Raw genomic sequence first — 20,822 nt, 5'->3', positions numbered from 1 at the left:
GGGCGGGCGCCCGGTCTACAGCTCGTAGACCGCGCCCGCCTTCGCCAGTTCCACCGGGCCGTCGAAGGCGGCCTGGGCGTCGCGGAGGTTGGCGCCGGGGCTGGTCCACGGGGGGATGTGGGTCAGGACCAGGCGGGAGACGCCGGCGCGGGCGGCGATCTGGCCGGCCTCGCTGCCGTTGAGGTGCAGCTCGGGGATGTCCTCCTTGCCCGCGGTGAAGGACGCCTCGCACAGGAAGAGGTCGGCGCCCTCGGCGAGCTTGTCGAGCGCGTCGCAGGGGCCGGTGTCGCCGGAGTAGGTGAGCGTGCGGCCCTGGTAGCCGAGCCGGAAGCCGTAGGCCTCGACGGGGTGGCTGACCAGGTCGGTGGCGATGTCGAAGGGGCCGAGCCGGAAGCTGCCGGGCCGCAGGGTGCGGAAGTCGAAGACCTCGCTCATGCACTTCTCGTCCGGTACGTCCCCGTAGGCGATGTTCAGCCGGCGCTCGGTGCCTTCCGGGCCGTAGACGGGGATCGCGGCGGCCGGGCCGCCGTCGTGCCGGTAGTAGCGGGCGACGAAGTAGCCGCACATGTCGATGCAGTGGTCGGCGTGCAGATGGCTCAGCACGACCGCGTCCAGGTCGTACAGCCCGACGTGGCGCTGCAGTTCGCCCAGGGCGCCGTTGCCCATGTCGATCAGCAGCCGGAAGCCGTCGGCCTCGACGAGATAGCTCGAACAAGCCGAGTCCGCGGACGGGAACGACCCCGAGCAGCCGACGACGGTGAGCTTCATTGCGGAAAACACCTCCGTGGGCACGCCGCATCCACCCCATTCCTGGTGAGGTGGGGGGATTGGCGGAAAGCGGTCCGCCGTGTCATGCGAGGGTAAAGCGCAAGACAGCGCGCTGGGCCTCCACGGCGCCCCGTTGTGGGCGGAATCACCAGTCCGGGGGGTCTTTTACGTCCCGTACGGCCGCACTTGGCGCTTTGTGCTCGGCCGCCGGAGGCGGAGAGGCGCGGGGGCGCGGTACGCCGGACGGGGGGTGCCCCCGTCCGGCGCGGGGCCTCAGGCCCAGAGCTGGCCGTGCAGCGCGGCCACCGCGGCTTCGGTGGTCGGGGCGGTGTAGATACCGGTCGACAGGTACTTCCAGCCGCCGTCGGCGACGACGAAGACCACGTCGGCGCGCTCGCCGGCCCGTTCGGCCTTCGCGGCCACGCCGAGCGCGGCGTGCAGGGCGGCGCCGGTGGACACGCCGGCGAAGATGCCCTCCTGCTGGAGCAGTTCGCGGGTGCGGAGCACCGCGTCCTGCGAGCCGACGGAGAAGCGGGTGGTGAGCACGGTCTCGTCGTACAGCTCGGGCACGAAGCCCTCGTCGAGGTTGCGGAGCCCGTAGACCAGGTCGTCGTAGCGCGGTTCCGCGGCGACGATGGCGACGCCGGGGACCTTCTCGCGCAGGTACCGGCCGACGCCCATCAGGGTGCCGGTGGTGCCCAGGCCCGCGACGAAGTGCGTGATGGTCGGGAGGTCGGCGAGGATCTCCGGGCCGGTGGTGGTGTAGTGGGCGCCGGCGTTGGCGGGGTTGCCGTACTGGTAGAGCATCACCCAGTCGGGGTGCTCGGCCGCCAGCTCCTTGGCGACCCGCACGGCGGTGTTGGAGCCGCCGGCGGCCGGCGAGGAGATGATCTCGGCGCCCCACATGGTGAGCAGCTCGCGCCGCTCGGAGGAGGTGTTCTCGGGCATCACGCAGACGATGCGGTAGCCCTTGAGCCGGGCGGCCATCGCCAGCGAGATGCCGGTGTTGCCCGAGGTCGGCTCCAGGATGGTGCAGCCGGGGGTGAGCCGCCCCTCCGCCTCGGCCTGCTCGACCATGTGCAGGGCCGGGCGGTCCTTGACCGAGCCGGTGGGGTTGCGGTCCTCCAGCTTCGCCCAGACGCTCACGGCGTCGGACGGCGACAGGCGCGGCAGGCGGACCAGCGGGGTGTTCCCGACCGCCGCCAGCGGGCTGTCGTACCGCATCAGGCCATGCCTCCGGCGACCGCGGGCAGGATCGTCACGCTGTCGCCGTCGGTGAGCTTGGTGGCGATGCCGTCCAGGAAGCGGACGTCCTCGTCGTTGAGGTAGACGTTGACGAAGCGGCGCAGCTCGCCGCCGTCGACGACCCGCTCGCGCAGGCCCGTGTGCCGGGTGTCGAGGTCGGCGAAGAGCTCGTCGAGCGTGCTGCCCGCACCCTCCACCGACTTCTCGCCGTCGGTGTAGGTGCGGAGGATGGTCGGGATGCGGACCTCGATGGCCATGTCTGCGCTCCAGTGAGTGCGTGGGCTGCGGTGGCGTGCGTGACGTGCGTACGTGACGCGGGGGCTGGGCTGCGGTGCTGTGCGGGCCGTACGGGGTGCGTGCGGGGCGTGCGTGCGGTGCTGGGCGGGGCCCGCCGGCTGCGGGCGCCGCGGTGGTGCGGTCAGGCGCGCGGACACGCCGCGCTGGTGCGGCGGCACAGGTCGACGTGCAGCCGCGCCACGAGCAGCGTGCCCGGCGCCTTGTCGCTCACGTCGGAGGGAACCATGGGCTCATCGTATCGATTCCCCGAACCGGGCCGAGGCCCGCGTCTCGGCATCCGGGACGTCAGGCGTACGAAGCCACTACTTTGACCGGTTCTTCTGTGACGGCACCGTCCACGATGCGGAACGAGCGGAACTGGAAGTCCTCCGCGGTCGACACCAGGACGTAGTGCGCGCCCGGCTCGTTGGCATACGTGATGTCGGTGCGGGACGGGTACGCCTCCGTCGCGGTGTGCGAGTGGTAGACGATCACCGGCTCCTCGTCCCTGTCGTCCAGGTCGCGGTAGAGCTTGAGCAGGTCGGTGGAGTCGAACTCGTAGAAGGTCGGCGAGCGGGCCGCGTTCAGCATCGGGATGAACCGCTCGGGGCGGCCGCTGCCTTCCGGGCCCGCCACGATGCCGCAGGCCTCGTCGGGGTGGTCGGCGCGGGCGTGGGCCACGATCGCGTCGTACAGCTCCTGGGTGATGGTCAGCATGCGGGAAAAGTAACAGGGGCGCCCGCGGCTCCGGCAGGGCGCTGCCGGGTCACACCGCGGCCGTGCCCCGGGTCACAGCGCGGCCGCGTCCGGTGCCGTCCGGGGGCCGCCCTGCAGCCCGGTCTCCGGCACCGGCGGCACGTGGGCGCGGCGGGCGAAGGCGGCCGGATTGCGCCGCTTGAGCGCCCGGTAGCCGACCGCGAGGGCGGCGAACCACAGCGGGACGCCGTAGAGCGAGATCCGCGCCTGGCTGTCGGCGCCGATCAGCACCACCACGGCGGCCAGGAAGGCCAGCGCCGCCCAGCTGGCGGCGGCGCCGCCGGGCGCGGTGAACCAGGCGGGGGCGGCCCGCCCGGCGCGCACGGCGGCCCGGTAGCGGATGTGCGAGCTGAGGATGACGCCCCAGGTCCACACCCCGGCGACCGTCGCGAAGGCGGTGATGTACGTGAACGCGCCTGCCGGGTCGACGTAGTTGAGCCACACCCCGATGCCCATCACGGCGACCGAGGCGAGGATGCCGACGGCCGGGGTGCGGCGGCCGGTCAGCCGGCCGAAGACCCGCGGGCCCTGGCCGTTGACGGCCAGGTCGCGCAGCATCCTGCCGGTCGAGTACATCCCGGAGTTGCACGAGGACAGGGCGGCGGACAGCACCACGAAGTTGACGATGCCGGCGCCGAAGGGGATGCCGATCTTCGCGAAGGCGGCCACGAACGGGCTGACGCCGGGCTGGAATTCGGTCCAGGACACCACGCAGAGGATCACCGCGAGCGCGCCGACGTAGAAGAGCACGATGCGCCACGGCAGGGTGTTGATGGCCCGGGGCAGCGTCTCGCGCGGGTTGCGCGCCTCCCCCGCGGTCACTCCGACGAGTTCGACCGCGACATAGGCGAACATCACGATCTGCAGGGTCAGCAGCGAGCGGCCCACCCCGTTGGGGAAGAAGCCGCCGTCCTGCCACAGATGGCCGACCGACGCGGTGTCACCGGCCGCGGAGAGCCCCAGCGTCAGCACGCCGGCGCCGATCACGATCATCCCGAGGATCGCGGTGACCTTGATCATCGACAGCCAGAACTCGACCTCGCCGAAGAGCTTCACCGAGATCAGGTTGGCCGTGAAGAGCAGCAGCAGGAAGCCGGCCGCCGCGCTCCACTGCGGCACCTGCGGCCACCAGTAGGCCAGATACGTGGCGGCGGCGGTGACTTCGGCCATTCCGGTGACGACCCACATCAGCCAGTACGTCCAGCCGGTGGCGTAGCCGGTGAAGGGGCCGAGGAATTCACGGGCGTAGTCGGCGAAGGAGCCCGACACCGGCCGGTAGGTGAGCAGTTCGCCCAGCGCCCGCATGATCGCGAAGACGGCGACCCCGGCGACCGCGTACATCAGGATCAGGCTGGGGCCCGCCTGGTGGATGGCGCGGCCGGCGCCGAGGAAGAGCCCGGTGCCGATGGCGCCGCCGATCGCGATCATCTGGATCTGCCGGCTGCCGAGGCCGCGCTCGTAGTCCTCGTCCGTCCCGGTTTCGGGCGCCGTGCCCTTCACGTCCGTCATGCCCGGATTCGTACCACGCGGGAGCGCCGCCGAAATCCCGGCTGCGCCACCCGAGGGGGCGCGGCCGGGAGGGGGCTTACGGGATCAGCGTCTCGACCAGTGACTCCTGGAGCGCGCCGAGCCACAGGTAGGCCACCACCATCGGCTTGCGCTCGTCGTCGTCGGGCAGGTGGTAGAGGCCGTTGTCGTCGTCCTCGGTGATGTCGAGGTAGGCGCCGATGGTCAGCCGCAGGTCGTTCATGGTGCCCAGCCACTGCCGGGACTCCTCCGGCGTCAGCTGGATCACCGGGCCGCCGCGGTCCAGGCAGCGCACCATCGTCAGGGCGTCGTCGCGCTTGCGGGCCCGCAGGTCGTTCTCGGTGAAGCGGCGGAATTCCGAGGCGTCCGCCTGCTCCTCGTAGGCGTCGGGGAACAGCCTGGCCAGTGCCGGGTCCTCCGGCGGCTTGCTCGGGCCCTCGGCGAACAGCTCGGCGAGCGGGTCGGCGTCCGCGTCGGCGGCGGCGGGCCCGGGGCCGACCAGTTCGAGCAGCTGCACCACCAGGGAGCGCAGGATGGAAATCTCGCCGTCCTCCAGCGCGATGCCGGCGCCGCCGCCGCGCAGGGCCTCGAAGGAGCCCGGCCGGGCCCGCCTGCGGCCCATCAGCGGTCCTGCGACAGGGTCGCCCACAGGCCGTAGCCGTGCATCGCCTGCACGTCGCGCTCCATCTCCTCGCGGGTGCCGCTGGAGACCACGGCCCTGCCCTTGTAGTGGACGTCCTCCATGAGTTTGGTGGCCTTGCCCTTCGAGTAGCCGAAGTACGCCTGGAAGACGTACGTCACATAGCTCATGAGGTTGACGGGGTCGTTGTGCACGAGCGTCACCCAGGGGACGTCCGGCTCGGGGACCGCGAAAGGTTCTTCGCCGGCCTCGGGGCGTTCGGTCCGGGCGGGCTCGACTGGGGCGACACTCACAGGTTCCATGCTGCCGCTGTTGTGGGGTCCCGCACAAATGGGCGTGCTCGCAAGGGTGCACCCGGACCGCGGGGACAGGGCGCGGGCGGCGGGTCGGACGGGGCGCGGACGGTGTGAGGGCGCGCACACCGGCGACATCTCGTCACTTTGACGAGATAGGGGGTAGCATCCCGGTCATGAGCACAGCAGAGCTGGGACTGCCGGTGGACGTGCCCTCCACCGCGCTTTTCACCGACCGCTACGAGCTGACCATGCTGCAGGCGGCGCTGCGCAGCGGCGCGGCCGAGCGCCACTCGGTCTTCGAGGCCTTCACCCGCCGGCTGCCCGAGGGCCGCCGCTACGGCGTCGTCGCCGGCACCGGGCGGGTGCTGGACGCGGTCGAGAACTTCCGCTTCGACCCGCCCGTCCTGGACTTCCTGCGCCGCGAGCACGTGGTGGACGACCAGACGCTCGACTGGCTGGCCGGATACCGCTTCACCGGCGACATCTGGGGCTATCCGGAGGGCGAGGTCTACTTCCCCGGCTCACCGATCCTGCGGGTCGAGGGCACCTTCGCCGAGGCGGTGCTGCTGGAGACGGTGGTCCTGTCGATCCTCAACCACGACTCGGCCATCGCGGCGGCCGCCTCCCGGATGGCCGTCGCCGCCGGCGGCCGCCCGCTGCTGGAGATGGGCGCCAGACGCACCCACGAGCTGGCGGCGGTCGCCGCCTCCCGGGCGGCCTACATCGGCGGCTTCCGCACCTCCTCCAACCTCGCTGCGGGCTTCCGCTACGGCATCCCCACCGTCGGCACCAGCGCCCACGCCTTCACCCTGCTGCACGACACCGAGCGGGACGCCTTCACCGCCCAGGTCGACTCGCTGGGCCGCGGCACCACGCTGCTGGTCGACACCTACGACGTGGCCACCGCGGTGAAGGCCGCCGTCGACATCGCCGGACCCGAGCTGGGCGCGGTCCGCATCGACTCGGGCGACCTGCTGCTGCTCGCCCACCGGGTGCGCCAGCAGCTGGACGACCTCGGGGCGAAGAACACGAAGATCGTGGTCACCTCGGACCTGGACGAGTACGCGATCGCGTCGCTGGCCGCGGCGCCGGTCGACTCCTACGGGGTCGGTACGTCGCTGGTCACCGGCAGCGGGCAGCCGACCTGCTCGATGGTCTACAAGCTGGTCGCCCGCGCGGCCGGCGACGGGCCGCTGGTGCCGGTGGCGAAGAAGTCGATGGGCGGCAAGACGAGCGTCGGCGGCCGCAAGTGGGCCGCCCGCCGGGTGGACGCGGACGGCGTCGCCGCCGCCGAGGTCGTCGGCAGCGGCCCGGTCCCTGAGGACCTGGCCGACCGCCAGCTCCTCGTCCCCCTCGTCCGCGGCGGCGAGATCGTCGGCCGCGAGCCCCTCGACGCGGCCCGGCTGCGCCACATCGAGACCCGCGCCGGCCTCCCGGCGTCCGCGACCCAGCTCTCCCGCGGCGAGCCCGTCCTGCACACGGAGGTACTCGGGTAGCTCCCGGCCGCGTGCGGGGCTTCCCGCGGCGGGGGAGAATCCCTACGCTCAGGCCGTATCCACCCACCGCCGAAAGGGCAAAATGCACCGCGCACTGATCGTCGTCGACGTGCAGAACGACTTCTGCGAGGGAGGCAGCCTCGCGGTCGCCGGAGGGGCGGACGTGGCCGCCGCGGTCACGGACCTGATCGGGGAGGCGGCAGGCAGCTACCGGCACGTGGTGGCCACCCGGGACCACCATGTCGACCCCGGGGACCACTTCTCGGCCGAGCCGGACTTCGTCACCTCCTGGCCCGTGCACTGCGTGGCCGGGACCGAGGGGGTCGGCTTCCACCCGAACTTCGCCCCCGCGGTGGCCTCGGGCGCGGTGGACGCGGTCTTCGACAAGGGCGCCTACGCGGCGGCCTACAGCGGCTTCGAGGGCCGCGACGAGAACGGCGAGGGCCTGGCGGGCTGGCTGCGGGAGCGCGACGTCAGCGAGGTGGACGTGGTCGGCATCGCCACCGACCACTGCGTGCGGGCGACGGCCCTGGACGCGGCCAGGGAGGGCTTCACGACCCGCGTGCTGGTCGCGCTGACCGCCGGGGTGGCCGAGGAGACCACGGAGAAGGCGCTGGCGGAGCTGCGGGCGTCGGGCGTGGGCCTGGTGCAGGTGTAGGCGCCGCCCGGCCTTCCGGGCGCGTCCGGCGTCGCCGGCGCGTCCCGGCGTTCCGTCCCGGCGTTCTAGACGCGGTTCAGCGTCGAGATCGGGTGCCAGGGGTCGGACGTCCTGGCGCGGTGGTCGCGCCAGATGAGGCCGTCCGGGTGGTGCAGCACCGCGGTGATCTCGTCCGGGGTGGGCGGCTCGGCATTGCCCGTCAGGCGGGTGCCGCGGAAGCCCAGGTTGCTGAGCCGGGTCAGCGCGCGCTGCCGGTTCAGGGCGTGCACCACGACCCGGACCGTGTGCGCCGGGTCGGCAGGGTGCGCCAGCACGAGGGCGACGACGACCGTGCCGCTCGGCAGCTTGATGAAACCTCCTACGGCCATGTCCACATCTTGTGCGGTCCGGCCGCCGCCCACCAGCAGGCGACGGCCGAACGCGGCATGACCGCAGGTGGGACAGCCGATGGCGTCAGCGGTGCGCGGGCCCGACCTGGAGCGTCATCGTGCTGCCGCTCAGCGGCTCGGCCACGATGGTGATCCGGGTGTTCGTGTCGGGCACCTGCACGCTGCCGTACGGGTTGCTGCTGTACCAGTAGGTCCCGTAGTGGTCGTCGAAGATCGGCGAGCCGAGCTTCGGGGCGATCTTGGCGGCGACCCCGTTGTTGTGCAGGGTCAGGCCCTGCGTCGGGTACCAGCTGAAGGACGAGTCGTAGGCCTGGATGCGGTTGCGCATCACCGAGCCGTCCGACCACTTCTCCGGCTTGGCGTGGGCGTCGACCGGCAGGATCTCACCGGCACCCGGGTGCGCACCGACGTTGTTGTCGGCCTGCGAGGTGTCCCACAGCCACACGACGAGTCCGTTCTGGTACGGGAAGTGCTCGACCTGCTTGGCCTTGCTGTTGAGCCAGCCGAAGTTGTACGGGCCGGTCTGCAGCGTCTGGTCGAAGCTGACGTACTGCCGGTTCTCCGCGATGTAGAACTCGGGGTATTCGTTGGTGAAGGACGCGCCGATCCGGGTGAAGCCCTTGGCGGTCCAGCCGTTGTCGTCGGTCTCGGCGCCGTCGGTGACCACGGCGGCACCGTCGGCGGTCACGGTGATCGCGTCGGCCGCGAAGCCCTGCTGGGCCACACCGCCGTCGGTGAGGTAGCGGAAGCGCAGCTGTATCTGCTTGCCCGCGTAGGCGTCCAGCGGGAAGGACAGGTCCTCGTACGCGCCGCTGGTGCCGGTCAGGGCCGGGGCGTCGCCGCCGTCCCTGGGCAGCGACTTGCCGTTCGCGGTGCCGTCGAGCGCGGTCCAGCTGGCGCCGCCGTCGGCGGAGGCCTCGGTGTAGAGGTAGTCGTAGTTCTCCTCGATGTCCCACCACCCCTTCAGGGTGAGCGACGCCGACGACTTGCCCGTGAGGTCCACCGAACGCGTCAGGGTGTTCGACAGGTTGTCGCCGCTGCCGGACCACCACTGCTTGCTGCCCTCGGCGGGCTGGGTGATCGAGGTGGTGACGGTCTTGTCGGGCAGCGTGACGATCAGCGCCTGCTTGTCCTTGGTGTTGTACTCGGCGACGCCCAGCTTGGTGGTGGAGCGCGTCGCGGCCTTGGCGGTGCCGTAGTTGAGCCAGCCCAGCTGCAGCTTGTCCCAGGCGTTCATGTCGTCCGGGCGGTCGCCGATCGCGTTCTTGCCGGTGCCCATCCACGAGCCGGACGACATCAGCGTCCAGAAGGCGGTGCTGTTCTCGCCGATGTACGTGGTGTCGTACTCGTCGGGCAGGCCCAGGTCGTGGCCGTACTCGTGCGCGAAGACGCCGAGGCCGCCGTTCTCCGGCTGGAGGGTGTAGTCGCCGACCCAGATGCCGGTGTCGCCGATCTGGGTGCCGCCCGCCTTGTTCGTGCCGGGGCCGGTACGGCCCGCGTCGGTGCCGTACGCGTACCAGCGGTGCGCCCACAGCGCGTCGGTGGCCTGGACGCCGCCGCCGGCCGACTCGTCCTCGCCGGCGTGCACGATCTGGAAGTGGTCGATGTAGCCGTCGGGCTCGTTGAAGTTGCCGTCGCCGTCGTAGTCGTAGCGGTCCCACTGGTCGTACTGCGCCAGGTCCGCCTTGATCTGCGCCGATGTGCGGCCCTGCGCCTTCTGGTCGGCGACAAAGGCCGTGGTGGCGTCGCGGATCAGGTCCCAGGCGCTGGAGCAGATGGTGCTGCCGCAGTAGTTCGAGCCGTAACGGGCCTCGTTCCAGGGCACCTTGACCCAGGCGGAGACCTCACCGTCGACCGAGTAGCGGCCCGAGGACTGCTTCTCGTAGTACGTGGCCAGCGAGTCCTTGCCGGCCGCGTGCGAGAAGTACAGGTCCTGGAAGTGCTGCTGGTTGTAGTCGGCCTGCCAGGCGGTGCTGTTGTCGGTCTTCGGGTCGGGCTTGGCGATGGTGTTGTGCGCCGGGCCCGCGGTGCCGCCGTACTTGGTCACCGGGGCCTCGGGGCCGTCGGGACCGTCCGGGTCGTAGGTGGTGGTGCTGTCCACCTGGTCGCCGAACTCGGCGAGGATGGTGAAGATCTTGTCGGTCTTCTCCCGGCCCAGCTCGACGTACTTGCTCTTCTTGCCCTTGCCGGAGCCGAGCTGCACGACCTTGGAGGCGCCGATCTGCTGGACGGTCGCCTGCCCGGCGACCACCTGCTGCAGGGCTGCGGAGCGCTCGGCGTCCTGCTGCTTGCTGAACGGGCCCGGCAGGTCGTGCGCCTGGCTCTCCGCCGGGTCGTGCGCCGAAGCCGCAGGTACGGTGCCCGGCGCGCTGCCCGGAGCCGCCGCGAACGCGCCCGCCGCGGTGGCGGTGGGAAGCACGCCCAGCACGGCGATCGCCAGCGCCAGGGCGGCGGGTTGGGTGATCCTCCGCTGATATCTCAAGATTACTTGACCTCCCCTTGGGAAAGGCCATTGCATCGGAGTGACGGACGAAAAAACAGACCTTGACTTGGGCATGGCAGGACAGTACGTTTACCGGTTCCACGGCTCCGCTGAGCGGACATCAGGCTCCGCAAGTGCCCTTCCGGCACAATTGCGTTGAGATATCCGGACGCGCGTGCGACCCCGTGCGCCCCCTTGTGCACCGCGCCGTTGGTTAGGTCATGCTTACCGGGTGTTCGCCCCGGGCATGCCGAACAGGAACCACCCGTCAGCGTGCCCCCGCTTCGACGTACCCGAGGACGGTTCCCCCGATGCCACGTCCGACGACACTGCAACTCGCCTACGGTTCCCTCACCGTCGTGCTGTCCACCCTCGCGACACTGCTGCTGACCGGCGTACGCTCCGGCGCCGCGGTCGTCGCCGTGGCCGCCGGCGGGCTGCTGCTCGGACTGCTCGTCGCGGTGAGCATGACCGTGCCGGTGGCCGCCCGCCGCCGCGCCTCGCTCGGCCCGGCCCCGATCCCCCCGGCCGCCGTGCCCGTCCCGCGCTCCCGCGTGGCGGCCGGCGCCGACTCCCGGGTCGGAGCGCGCTCGACCCGGCGCTGAACCGCCGGCGCGGGCCATCAGACGGCGGTCACGACCACGGTCTTGGCCGCCTTCTCGTGCAGCCCCTGCCGGTAGGGCTTGTCGAACAGCACGGTGATGCCGATGATCAGGAACCAGAAGCAGCTGCAGCAGAAGGCCGGCAGCCACAGGATCGCGGCGCGGGCCGCGGCGGAGTTCGTCGTCGGCACACTGCCGTCGGACAGCATCGCCGCCCGAAGGCCCATCAGCTTCTTGCCCACCGTCTGGCCGGTGGACTTCGTCATGTACCACTCGTAGAGGAAGCCCAGCGCCGCGGTGAAGACACCGCCGACCGCGGACCGGCCGGCGGTGAAGTCGCTGCCGTGCACACCGCCGGCCGCCCAGTCCAGAAAGCCCGCGGGCACCAGCACGATGATGATGTCGATGACGCGGGCGAGCACTCTTCTGCCGGAGGCGGCCAGCGGGGGCATGCCGGCCATCGGGTCCGGCTCCTGCCCGCCGAAGCCGCCGCCCGAGCCGTACGGGTTCCCTCCGGCGGGTGGCGGACTCCCGTACGGGTTGCCTCCGGCGGGGGGCGGGTTTCCGTCCGGCGGCGTCTGATCACTGCTCATACGCCGAGTCAATCCCGGCCCGCCCCGCCCTGCCCGCCACCACGTTCCATCCGGGCGACCCGGCCCCTTCGGCAGGGGGGTGCCCACGAGGGGCGCGGGGAACTGCGCGCTCAGCCACCCACCGGCCGGTGGTCCGGCATGGACCGAACAGCCCCTTCGGGTCGGTGACGACCCGCGCGCCCGGTGGGGGCTGGTCGCGCGGTTCCCCGCGCCCCTGGTGGGCACCCCCTTGCGAAGGGGAACCGCACACCCACCGCGGCCAGCGGAAGGGCGCCGTTCGGGCTAAGCGCCGGCGACGAAGGTGCGTGCCGCCTTGTCGTGCCAGCCCTGGCGCCAAGGGCGGTCGAAAACGCACCAGGCGACACCGACGGCGCCCACGACGAACACGTTGAGGACGGAGCGGACGAGCCAGCGCCGCAAGCTCGCCCCGAAGCCGGGTGGCTGCTGCGCCTCGATGTCGAGGACCTTGAGCCCGAGCAGCCTCTTGCCGATCGTGCGCCCCCACCTGGCGGTGGGGAGGACTTCGAGGAGGACCCCGGCGAGGAGGGCGACGACGAGCACCGCCCCCAACTCCGCCCCGGTCGTGGCGTCGAGGAGCCAGACCTTGACCGTCTCCCCGGTCAGCTTGGCCGCGTCGACCTTGTCCTTGGCGTGGTGGTAGGCGGCGGAGCCGAGCGGCAGGGCCGCCGCCGCGGTGACCGAGGCGAAGAGCACCGTGTCGACGACCCGCGCGGCGAACCGCCGGGCCAGCCCGCCTGGGCGCTCCTGCGCGCGGGCGCTGCCGAAGGGGTCGTTCGCGACGGGCCGCCAGGGGGTGACGCCTTCGCGGGCCAGGTCGTGCACCTGCTCGGCCCAGGGCGCGGGTGTCTGCGCGGGCACCCCGGGGGCGCCGCCCTGCGGTGACGGACGGTTCCAGGCGGGCGGCCCGGGGGGCGCGGGCCGCGGGTCGGTCCTCGGCGGCTGATGGGCCGGCGCCCGCTGCTCGGCCTCCGGGGGCGGCGCGCCCCAGGAGATGGGGGGCAGCTCGCCGCCGCCCGCGGCGGGCACGGGCCACGCGGCCGGCGGCTCAGCGGCAGGGGCGGGGGCGGGCAAGGGCGCCGGAGCGGCCGCGGGCTCGGGCCAGACGGGCGGCGGCTCGGCGGCGGGCGCCGGGATCGGCGCCTCGGGCACCCCTTGCACCGCGGCCGGCGCCGACGGGTCGGCGTCCAGGAACATCGGACCCGACTCGTCCACCGCCGGCGGCGCGGCGGCCGGTGCGGGCCGGCTCGTACCCGGGACCCAGCCGGAACCGCTCCAGTAGCGGATGTAGTTCGGGATGGACGGGTCCGGGTAGTAGCCCGGCGCCGGGGACGCGGACGACGAAGAACCGGAGGAGCCAGAAGGAGGTGCGCTCATGGTTCACAGGTTCCGTATCTGCTCGGCCGGGGTCTTCAGCGTCCAGAAATACCAGACCGGCGGACCCGGCGGGACCGCGCCGCCGCACACCACCCTCCCTGACCCGTCCTTACCCTCACACGGCGCCGCGCGCCCCCTCTTCGTGAAATTTGAACCGAATCCCGCGAAGCCGCGTAATGGTGGAGGAGGCACGCGCTCTCTCCAGGTGCTGGCCCCGTTCGCGATACCCGCCAAGAGGGGCCGCCGCCAAGGAAAGGACGTCGACTCGATGCAGACCGTGGTGGAACGCGAACTCGAAATGCAGCTGGTGCTGTCGCCCGAGCGCAGCATCCCCGTGCCGGCCAAGCTGGCCTACCGCACGGACGACCCGTTCGCCGTGCACGTCACCTTCCACGTGGGCTCCGACGCGCCCGTGAACTGGACGTTCGCGCGCGAGCTGATCGTGGAGGGGGTTTTCAGACCGTGCGGGCACGGCGATGTGCGGATCTGGCCGACGAAGGTCAACGGCCGCAGTGTGCTGTGCATGGCGCTCAGCTCGCCGGACGGCGAGGCGCTGCTCGAAGCGCCGTCCTCGCCCGTCGCGGCCTGGCTGGAGCGCACCCTGCGGATGGTCGCGCCGGGCACCGAGCACGAACAGCTCGGCATGGACGACGGGTTGAGCCGCCTGCTGGCCCCGGCGGCCGGCGACGAGCTGTGGCTGGGCAATCCCGCACCCGGGCCCCGGGACCCCAGACAGGGACGGAAGGACGACACTCCTGACGCGAGTGCGTGACCCCGGCGGCGGTCAGAAGACCTTGCCCGGGTTGAGCAGCCCGAGCGGGTCGAAGACGGCCTTGATACCGCGCTGCAGCTCCACCCCGGTGGGGCCGAGTTCGCGCGCCAGCCAGTCCTTCTTCAGCAGTCCCACCCCGTGCTCGCCGGTGATGGTGCCGCCCAGCTCCAGGCCGAGCGCCATGATCTCGTCGAAGGACTCCCGGGCCCGCCGGGTCTCGTCGGGGTCGTGCGCGTCGAAGCAGACCACGGGGTGGGTGTTGCCGTCGCCGGCGTGCGCGCACACGCCGATCGTCAGGTCGTGGCGGGCGGCGATCGCGGCGACCCCGTCCAGCATGTCGCCGAGCCGCCCGCGCGGCACGCACACGTCGTCGATCATCGTGGCCGTGGACACCTTCTCCAGCGCGGTGAGCGACAGCCGGCGCGCCTGGAGCAGCATCTCGGACTCCGCGGCGTCCTGCGCGGGCACGACCTCGGTGGCCCCGGCCGCCGTGCACAGCGCGCCGAGCGCGGCGAGGTCGGCCGCCGGGTCGGGGGTGTCGAACGCGGCGAGCAGCAGTGCCTCGGTGGACTCCGGGAGCCCCATCTGCGCCATGGCGTTGACCGCGCGGATGGTGGTGGCGTCCATCAGCTCCAGCAGCGACGGCACGTGGCCGCCCTCCATGATCGCGCAGACCGCCGCGCAGGCGGCCGCCGTGGAGGGGAACTCGGCGACCAGCGCGAGCTGTCGGGGCGGCGCCGGCTTGAGGGCGACGACCGCCTTGACGACGACGCCGAGGGTGCCCTCGGAGCCGACGAAGAGCCGCGTGAGGTCGTAGCCCGCGACGCCCTTGGCCGTACGCCGGCCGGTGGTCAGCAGCCGCCCGTCGGCGAGGACGACGTCCAGGCCGAGGACGTACTCGGCGGTGACGCCGTATTTGACGCAGCACAGGCCGCCGGCGCCGGTGCCGATGTTGCCGCCGATGGTGCACTGCTCCCAACTCGACGGGTCAGGCGGGTAGTACAGCCCCTGCTCGGCGACCGCGCGGGACAGCACCGCGTTGACGACGCCGGGTTCGACGACGGCGACGCGGTCCACCGGGTCGATCTCCACGATCCGGTCCATCTTCCGCAGCGACAGCACGAGGCAGCCGTCCACGGCGTTGGCCGCGCCGGACAGCCCCGTGAGCGCCCCCTGCGGCACGACCGGCACCCGCCGCGCGGTCGCGGTCCGCATGACGTGCTGCACGTCCGCGACGGTCCGCGGCATCACGACGGCGAGCGGCACGCCCGCTTCCGAGAAGCCGGCCATGTCATGCGCGTAGGACGCCATGACCTCCGGGTCGGTCACCACGGCCCCCGCGGGCAGTCCGGCTTCGAGCGTGTCGATCACGTCACCCATGCCCCCACCATGGCACCAGGTGCCTCCTGCCCGTAAGGGGGTGCCCGCCGGAGGCACCCCCTGGTGGGTTCAGAGGTTGCCGCGCAGGGCCTGCTCCCGCTCGATGGCCTCGAAGAGGGCCTTGAAGTTGCCCTTGCCGAAGCCCATGGAGCCGTGGCGCTCGATCATCTCGAAGAAGACCGTGGGCCGGTCCTGCACCGGCTTGGTGAAGATCTGCAGCAGGTAGCCGTCCTCGTCCCGGTCGGCGAGGATCTTCAGGTCGCGCAGCTCGTCCAGCGGCACCCTGGTGTCGCCGACCCACTCGCCGAGGGTGTCGTAGTACGAGTCGGGGGTGTCGAGGAATTCGACGCCCGCGGCCCGCATGGCGCGGACCGAGGCGACGATGTCGTTCGTGGCCAGCGCGATGTGCTGGACCCCGGGCCCTCCGTAGAATTCCAGGTACTCGTCGATCTGGGACTTCTTCTTGCCCACCGCGGGCTCGTTGAGCGGGAATTTGACCTTGAGGGTGCCGTCGGCGACGACCTTCGACATGAGGGCGGAGTATTCGGTGGCGATGTCGTCGCCGACGAACTCCTTCATGTTGGTGAAGCCCATGACCTGGTTGTAGAAGGCCACCCACTCGTTCATGCGGCCGAGTTCGACATTGCCGACGCAGTGGTCGACGGCCTGGAAGTAGCGGTGGGCAGGCGGTTCGACGACCGGCCGGGCCGCCTCGTAGCCGGGCAGGTAGGGGCCGTCGTAGCCGGTGCGGTCGACCAGGGTGTGCCGGGTCTGGCCGTAGGTGGCGATCTCGGCGAGCACGACCGTGCCGTTGTCGTCCTTCAGCTCGTACGGCTCGGCGAGGCCGTGCGCGCCGTGGGCGACGGCGTAGGCGTAGGCGGCGCGGGCGTCGGGGACCTCGATGGCCAGGTCGATGACGCCGTCGCCGTGGACGGCGACGTGCTCGGCGAGGAAGCGGCCGCGCTCGGTGGCGGGTTTGACGACGGAGGTGAGGACGAAGCGCGCGCCGCCCGACTCCAGGACGTAGGAGGCGGTCTCGCGGCTGCCGTTCTCCGGGCCCGCGTACGCCACCAGGCGCATCCCGAACGCGGTCGAGTAGTAGTGCGCGGCCTGCTTCGCGTTGCCCACCGCGAAGATCACCGCGTCCATGCCCTTGACGGGGAAAGCGTCCTTGGCTGCCCTGGCGTCCTTGGTCTCAGTCATGGCAAAAGCGTCCCCTCGCCGCTCAGGGTGCGCAACAGTTCCGGTTTTCACTGGACAGACTGCACAGCCGCGGTGACGATCGAGGGATCAATCTGTGCAGGATGACCATGGTGAGGGGCGGGCGGGACGGGGATGGGCATCGACGCGCTGGACGGGCGGCTGATCACACTGCTGGACCGGGAGCCGCGGATAGGCGTCCTGGAGGCGTCGCGCCGGCTGGGGGTGGCACGCGGCACCGTGCAGGCCAGGCTCGACCGGTTGCAGGCGCACGGGGTGATCCGGGGCTTCGGCCCGCAGGTGGACCCGGCGGCGCTGGGCTATCCGGTGACGGCGTTCGCGACGCTGGAGATCAAGCAGGGCCTGGGCGCGGACGTCCGCGCGCACCTGGCGTCGGTGCCCGAGGTGCTGGAGCTGCACACCACGACCGGCGAGGGCGACATGCTGTGCCGGCTGGTGGCCAGGTCGAACGCGGATCTGCAGCGGGTCATCGACAAGGTCGTCGGCTTCGGGGGGATCGTGCGGGCGGCGACCGCGATCGTGATGGAGAACCCGGTGCCGCTGCGGATCATCCCGCTGGTGGAGCAGGCGGCCGGGGACGCGCCCGCGCCGTGACGGCCGCCGGGGCGGCCCTGGGGGCGGCTGTCAGCAGGTCGGGGTCTGCTTGCCCGCCCGCAGGTCGGCCAGCGCCGCCAGGGTGCCGTCGAGGGTCTCGACGGGAATGAGCCGCAGGCCGCCGGGGAGCAGGGCGGTGGCGTCGGAGCATTCGGCGCGCGGCACCAGGAAGACGGTGGCCCCGTCCTTGCGCGCGGCCTGCTCCTTGAGCGGTACGCCGCCGACCGCGCCGACATTGCCGCGCGCGTCGATGGTGCCGGTGCCGGCGATGACGCGGCCGCCGGTGAGGTCGCCGCCGTGGCCGTCGCCCTGGATCTTGTCGATGATGCCGAGGGTGAAGAGCAGCCCGGCGCTGGGGCCGCCGACGTCGGCGAGGTGCAGCTCGACCTTGACCTTCGCCGGCGACAGGCCGAGGTGGCCGAGGGCGGCGCCGGTGGCCGCCGCCTGCGAGTCCGCCATCTCCTTGAGGTTGGCCTTGTCGTTGGCCTTGACCGAGCCGCCGTGCGGGAAGACCGAGTCGCGCGGCATGGCGGCCTGGTTCGTACGGAACCAGGCCTTGGCCACGTCGATGAAGTGCACGGAGGCGTTCGGCGGGGTCGCGGCGATGGTGACCAGACGCAGCTGCCCGCTGGTGGCGCGTACCGGAGTCCCGCTGATCGTGATGATCTGGGTGCCCTTGTCGGCGCCCAGGACGTTCGCGGTCAGGCCCGGCGCGACGATGGTCACGGGCAGCGGCGCGAAGGCGGCCACGACCAGCAGTGCGGCCACGACCGCCGCGCACACGGCGAGGGTCAGGGACCGGCGGGAGAGCGTAGGCATGCGCCCGACCTTATTTCACCGCCGACCCTGCCCAGAAACCGCGGGCTCCGTCACCCGCTCAGCGCAGTGCGTCGGACACCTCGGTGGCCGCCTCCACCACCCTCGGCCCCACCCTTTCCGGCACCGCCTCGGCGAGCATCACGACGCCGACGCTGCCCTCCACACCCGGCACCCCGAGCAGCGGGGCGGCGGCGCCGCTCGCGCCTGCCTCCAGCTCGCCGTGGGTGAGGACGTAGCGGACCTGGTCGGTGGCCAGGCTGGTGGCGACCGAGGCGGTGCCGACGCGGACCGTCGCGCCGCGGTCGTCGTCCAGCGGGTCCTGGCCGTCGTGCCCGTCCCTGCCGTCGGGGTCCTCCCGGCCGTCGTGGGCGTCCGCGAAGCGCTCCCAGCGGCTGCCGTCCGGTGTCGGCTGCATTCCGCGGCCGGCCAGGATCGCCCGGCCCGCCGCGCCCCGCTCCAGCGGGTGGCGGAAGCCGGTGCGGTAGGCGACGTGGTAGTCGGTCCAGGTCGGCTCGACCACGGCGACGGCCAGCGCTTCGCTGCCGTCGACCAGGGTCAGATGGGCGGTGGCCCCGATGTCCTCGGCCAGCGAGCGCAGCGCGGGAAGCGCCGCCTCGCGCAGCAGCGGGTGCACCTGGTGGGCGAGTCCGAGCACTCCGAGCCCGACCCTGGCGCGCCCGCCGAGGTCGCGCCGAACCAGCGAGTGCTGTTCCAGGGTGGCGAGCAGCCGGTAGACGACCGTCCGGTTCACCCCGAGTTTGGCTGCCAACTCGGTCACGGTCAGGCCGTGATCGGTGTCGGCGAGCAGTTTCAGGACCCGCAGGCCCCGGTCCAGTGTCTGAGACGTCTCCGCGGTCACGACGCCCCCTCCTCATAGAATCGGCGGCGCTTGTCACGGAGACGACGCACCACCGGTCCCGCGGCAGTGCGCGGAGAGGCCGCCGGTTGTCGGCTTACCGGCTGCGCTCCGCGGCGGCTCTGCCACGGCGCGTGCGTGATCGGCACGGTAGCGAGGTTGTACCGCTCAGCGGAAGAGGCCGTCCACAATCCGGGCGGTCCGGTGACGCCTCGTCGCATGTCATATCCGTGTAACACCGCGGAAATCATCGCATTCGGGTGGCCCATTCCTGCACCTTCTTGATCCGTTCGCCGAGCTGGCCCGCGGTCGCCTCGGCACTCGGCGGACCCCCGCAGGCCCTGCGCAGCTCGGTGTGGATCACGCCGTGCGGCTTGCCGCTCTGATGGTTGTACGCGGCCACCAGGGTGTTCAACTGCTTTCTCAGCTCCAGGAGCTGGCGGTGCGACACCACAGGGCGCCGCTCCGCGGGCAGCTCCAGCAGGTCGGCCTCCTCGTCCGGCTTCTTGCGGCTGTGCGCGATCTGCCGGGCCTGCCGCCGCTGGAGCAGTATCTGGACCTGGTCGGGCTCCAGCAGCCCGGGGATGCCGAGGTAGTCCTGCTCCTCCTCGCTGCCCGGGTGCGCCTGCATGCCGAACTCGGCGCCGTCGTAGAGGACCCGGTCGAAGACCGCGTCGGACTCCAGCGCCTCGAAGGGCAGTTGGTCGTCCCCGGTGTCCTCGTCCTCGGCCTTCTCGGCGTCCGCGAGGAGCTGGTCCTCCTCGGCGAAGGGGTCCTCCTCGCCGGCCTTCTTCGGCTTGTCGAGCACGTGGTCGCGCTCGACCTCCATCTCGCCGGCGAATTCCAGCAGCATCGGGATCGTCGGCACGAACACCGAGGCGGTCTCGCCGCGGCGGCGCGACCGGACGAAACGGCCCACGGCCTGGGCGAAGAAGAGCGGCGTCGAGATCGTCGTGGCATAGACCCCGACCGCCAGGCGCGGCACGTCCACGCCCTCGGACACCATCCGCACCGCGACCATCCAGCGGTCCTCGGACGCGCTGAACTCCTCGATGCGCTTGGAGGCGCCCGTGTCGTCCGACAGCACCACGGTCGGCTTGTGCCCGGTCAGCTCCCGCAGCAGCTTGGCGTAGGCGCGGGCCGAGTCCTGGTCGGTGGCGATGACCAGGCCGCCCGCGTCCGGGATGCCCTTGCGCACCTCGGTCAGCCGCTGGTCGGCGGACTTGAGCACGTTGGGGATCCAGTCGCCGGTCGGCGACAGCGCGGTCCGCCAGGCCTGCCCGGTGGCGTCCTTGGTCATCGGCTCGCCGAGCCGGGCCGCGATCTCGTCGCCCGCCTTGGTGCGCCAGCGCATGTTGCCGCTGTAGGACAGGAAGATCACCGGCCGGACGACGCCGTCGGCGAGGGCGTTGCCGTAGCCGTAGGTGTAGTCGGCCGAGCTGCGCCGGATGCCGTCGTTGCCCTCCTCGTAGGCCACGAAGGGGATCGGGTTGGTGTCCGACCTGAAGGGCGTCCCCGTCAGCGCCAGCCGCCTGGCCGCCGGGTCGAACGCCTCAAGGCACGCCTCACCCCACGACTTGCTGTCGCCGGCGTGGTGGATCTCGTCCAGGATCACCAGCGTCTTGCGCTGCTCGCACCGGTTGCGGTGCAGCATCGGCCGCACCCCGACACCCGCGTACGTCACCGCGACGCCGTGGTATTCGCGCCCCACCGGCCCCGCGCTGTACTGCGGGTCCAGCTTGATCCCTATCCGCGCCGCCGCGTCCGCCCACTGCGTCTTCAGGTGCTCGGTCGGCGCCACCACGGTGATCTGCTGGACCATGTGGTTGTGCAGCAGGTACGACGCGAGCGACAGCGCGAAGGTCGTCTTGCCCGCGCCGGGGGTGGCCACCGCGAGGAAGTCGCGCGGCTGCCGCGCGACATAGGTGTCGATGGCCGCCTGCTGCCAGGCCCGCAGCTTGTTCGCCGTCCCCCAGGGCGCGCGGCCGGGGAAGGCGGGAGACAGGTGGTGGGGGTGCGATGCGGTGGTAGTCACGGTCTCCGGGGTACGTGTCGGG

General features: G+C 72.0%; 21 protein-coding genes. 5 read left to right on the top strand and 16 right to left on the bottom strand.

Translation table 11 applies throughout. The features are described 5' to 3' along the window. Positions 1 to 15 precede the first annotated feature (15 nt). The 7 genes from OG900_26740 to clpS form a co-directional block, all read right to left on the bottom strand. Positions 16 to 768, bottom strand: a complete 753-nt coding sequence (locus tag OG900_26740; GenBank protein WUH93359.1) for an MBL fold metallo-hydrolase — start codon at positions 766 to 768, stop codon at positions 16 to 18. A gap of 273 nt (positions 769 to 1,041) precedes the next feature. After that, a complete protein-coding gene (locus OG900_26735; GenBank protein ID WUH93358.1) occupies positions 1,042 to 1,992 on the bottom strand; it encodes a cysteine synthase in 951 nt (316 codons plus the stop codon). Beyond that, positions 1,992 to 2,270 carry a MoaD/ThiS family protein gene (locus OG900_26730; GenBank protein ID WUH93357.1) on the bottom strand — a complete coding sequence of 93 codons (279 nt, stop codon included), beginning with the start codon at positions 2,268 to 2,270 and terminating at the stop codon, positions 1,992 to 1,994. The genes OG900_26735 and OG900_26730 overlap by 1 nt, the downstream gene beginning before the upstream one ends. A 325-nt stretch (positions 2,271 to 2,595) precedes the next feature. Continuing rightward, positions 2,596 to 3,006, bottom strand: a complete 411-nt coding sequence (locus OG900_26725; protein WUH93356.1) for a M67 family metallopeptidase — start codon at positions 3,004 to 3,006, stop codon at positions 2,596 to 2,598. Between the two features lie 72 nt (positions 3,007 to 3,078). Continuing rightward, positions 3,079 to 4,554, bottom strand: coding sequence for an amino acid permease (locus OG900_26720; protein ID WUH93355.1), 1,476 nt, complete (start codon positions 4,552 to 4,554; stop codon positions 3,079 to 3,081). 76 nt (positions 4,555 to 4,630) lie between these two features. Next, entirely contained in the window at positions 4,631 to 5,194 is a 564-nt protein-coding gene (locus tag OG900_26715) for a DUF2017 domain-containing protein (GenBank protein WUH93354.1), read from the bottom strand. After that, positions 5,194 to 5,514, bottom strand: a complete 321-nt coding sequence (gene clpS / locus OG900_26710) for an ATP-dependent Clp protease adapter ClpS (protein ID WUH93353.1) — start codon at positions 5,512 to 5,514, stop codon at positions 5,194 to 5,196. Before clpS ends, OG900_26715 begins: the two co-directional genes overlap by 1 nt. Positions 5,515 to 5,681: 167 nt before the next feature. On the opposite strand from clpS, the gene OG900_26705 reads away from it, so the two are divergent. Both OG900_26705 and OG900_26700 read left to right on the top strand, forming a co-directional pair. Beyond that, positions 5,682 to 7,004, top strand: coding sequence for a nicotinate phosphoribosyltransferase (locus OG900_26705; protein ID WUH93352.1), 1,323 nt, complete (start codon positions 5,682 to 5,684; stop codon positions 7,002 to 7,004). 82 nt (positions 7,005 to 7,086) lie between these two features. Beyond that, positions 7,087 to 7,662: an isochorismatase family protein gene (locus OG900_26700; protein ID WUH93351.1), complete on the top strand. Its 576-nt coding sequence runs from the start codon at positions 7,087 to 7,089 to the stop codon at positions 7,660 to 7,662. A 65-nt stretch (positions 7,663 to 7,727) separates the two neighbouring features. On the opposite strand, the gene OG900_26695 is transcribed toward OG900_26700, so the two are convergent. Then, positions 7,728 to 8,030, bottom strand: a complete 303-nt coding sequence (locus tag OG900_26695; GenBank protein ID WUH93350.1) for a hypothetical protein — start codon at positions 8,028 to 8,030, stop codon at positions 7,728 to 7,730. Between the two features lie 85 nt (positions 8,031 to 8,115). Then, positions 8,116 to 10,533: an immune inhibitor A gene (locus tag OG900_26690; protein ID WUH93349.1), complete on the bottom strand. Its 2,418-nt coding sequence runs from the start codon at positions 10,531 to 10,533 to the stop codon at positions 8,116 to 8,118. A 311-nt stretch (positions 10,534 to 10,844) separates the two neighbouring features. Between OG900_26690 and OG900_26685 the strand changes: the two genes are divergently transcribed. Continuing rightward, a complete protein-coding gene (locus OG900_26685) occupies positions 10,845 to 11,138 on the top strand; it encodes a hypothetical protein (protein ID WUH93348.1) in 294 nt (97 codons plus the stop codon). 17 nt (positions 11,139 to 11,155) lie between these two features. Here OG900_26685 and OG900_26680 read toward each other — a convergent pair whose 3' ends face one another. Further along, on the bottom strand, positions 11,156 to 11,728 hold the full coding sequence (locus OG900_26680; protein ID WUH93347.1) for an RDD family protein: 573 nt from the start codon (positions 11,726 to 11,728) through the stop codon (positions 11,156 to 11,158). A 282-nt stretch (positions 11,729 to 12,010) separates the two neighbouring features. Continuing rightward, positions 12,011 to 13,123 (bottom strand): RDD family protein, encoded by a 1,113-nt coding sequence (locus OG900_26675; protein ID WUH93346.1) that lies wholly within the window; start codon positions 13,121 to 13,123, stop codon positions 12,011 to 12,013. Between the two features lie 268 nt (positions 13,124 to 13,391). Here OG900_26675 and OG900_26670 point away from each other — a divergent pair, with 268 nt between their 5' ends. Beyond that, positions 13,392 to 13,895 (top strand): SsgA family sporulation/cell division regulator, encoded by a 504-nt coding sequence (locus OG900_26670; GenBank protein ID WUH93345.1) that lies wholly within the window; start codon positions 13,392 to 13,394, stop codon positions 13,893 to 13,895. Between the two features lie 12 nt (positions 13,896 to 13,907). Here OG900_26670 and OG900_26665 read toward each other — a convergent pair whose 3' ends face one another. Both OG900_26665 and hppD read right to left on the bottom strand, forming a co-directional pair. Next, entirely contained in the window at positions 13,908 to 15,275 is a 1,368-nt protein-coding gene (locus OG900_26665) for an FAD-binding protein (GenBank protein ID WUH93344.1), read from the bottom strand. 69 nt (positions 15,276 to 15,344) lie between these two features. After that, positions 15,345 to 16,478, bottom strand: coding sequence for a 4-hydroxyphenylpyruvate dioxygenase (hppD, locus tag OG900_26660; protein ID WUH93343.1), 1,134 nt, complete (start codon positions 16,476 to 16,478; stop codon positions 15,345 to 15,347). A gap of 132 nt (positions 16,479 to 16,610) precedes the next feature. Between hppD and OG900_26655 the strand changes: the two genes are divergently transcribed. Then, a complete protein-coding gene (locus OG900_26655) occupies positions 16,611 to 17,090 on the top strand; it encodes an Lrp/AsnC family transcriptional regulator (protein ID WUH93342.1) in 480 nt (159 codons plus the stop codon). Positions 17,091 to 17,120: 30 nt separating this feature from the next. Here OG900_26655 and OG900_26650 read toward each other — a convergent pair whose 3' ends face one another. From OG900_26650 to OG900_26640, 3 genes are all read right to left on the bottom strand, one after another. Beyond that, positions 17,121 to 17,909 carry a hypothetical protein gene (locus tag OG900_26650; GenBank protein WUH93341.1) on the bottom strand — a complete coding sequence of 263 codons (789 nt, stop codon included), beginning with the start codon at positions 17,907 to 17,909 and terminating at the stop codon, positions 17,121 to 17,123. 58 nt (positions 17,910 to 17,967) lie between these two features. Further along, on the bottom strand, positions 17,968 to 18,768 hold the full coding sequence (locus OG900_26645) for a helix-turn-helix domain-containing protein (GenBank protein WUH93340.1): 801 nt from the start codon (positions 18,766 to 18,768) through the stop codon (positions 17,968 to 17,970). 244 nt (positions 18,769 to 19,012) lie between these two features. After that, positions 19,013 to 20,800 carry a DEAD/DEAH box helicase gene (locus OG900_26640; GenBank protein WUH93339.1) on the bottom strand — a complete coding sequence of 596 codons (1,788 nt, stop codon included), beginning with the start codon at positions 20,798 to 20,800 and terminating at the stop codon, positions 19,013 to 19,015. Positions 20,801 to 20,822: the final 22 nt, after the last annotated feature.

Origin of the sequence: Streptomyces sp. NBC_00433 (genome assembly GCA_036015235.1) — a bacterium.
Classification (GTDB): Bacteria; Actinomycetota; Actinomycetes; order Streptomycetales; family Streptomycetaceae; genus Actinacidiphila.
This window is presented reverse-complemented; position numbering and strand designations above follow the sequence as displayed.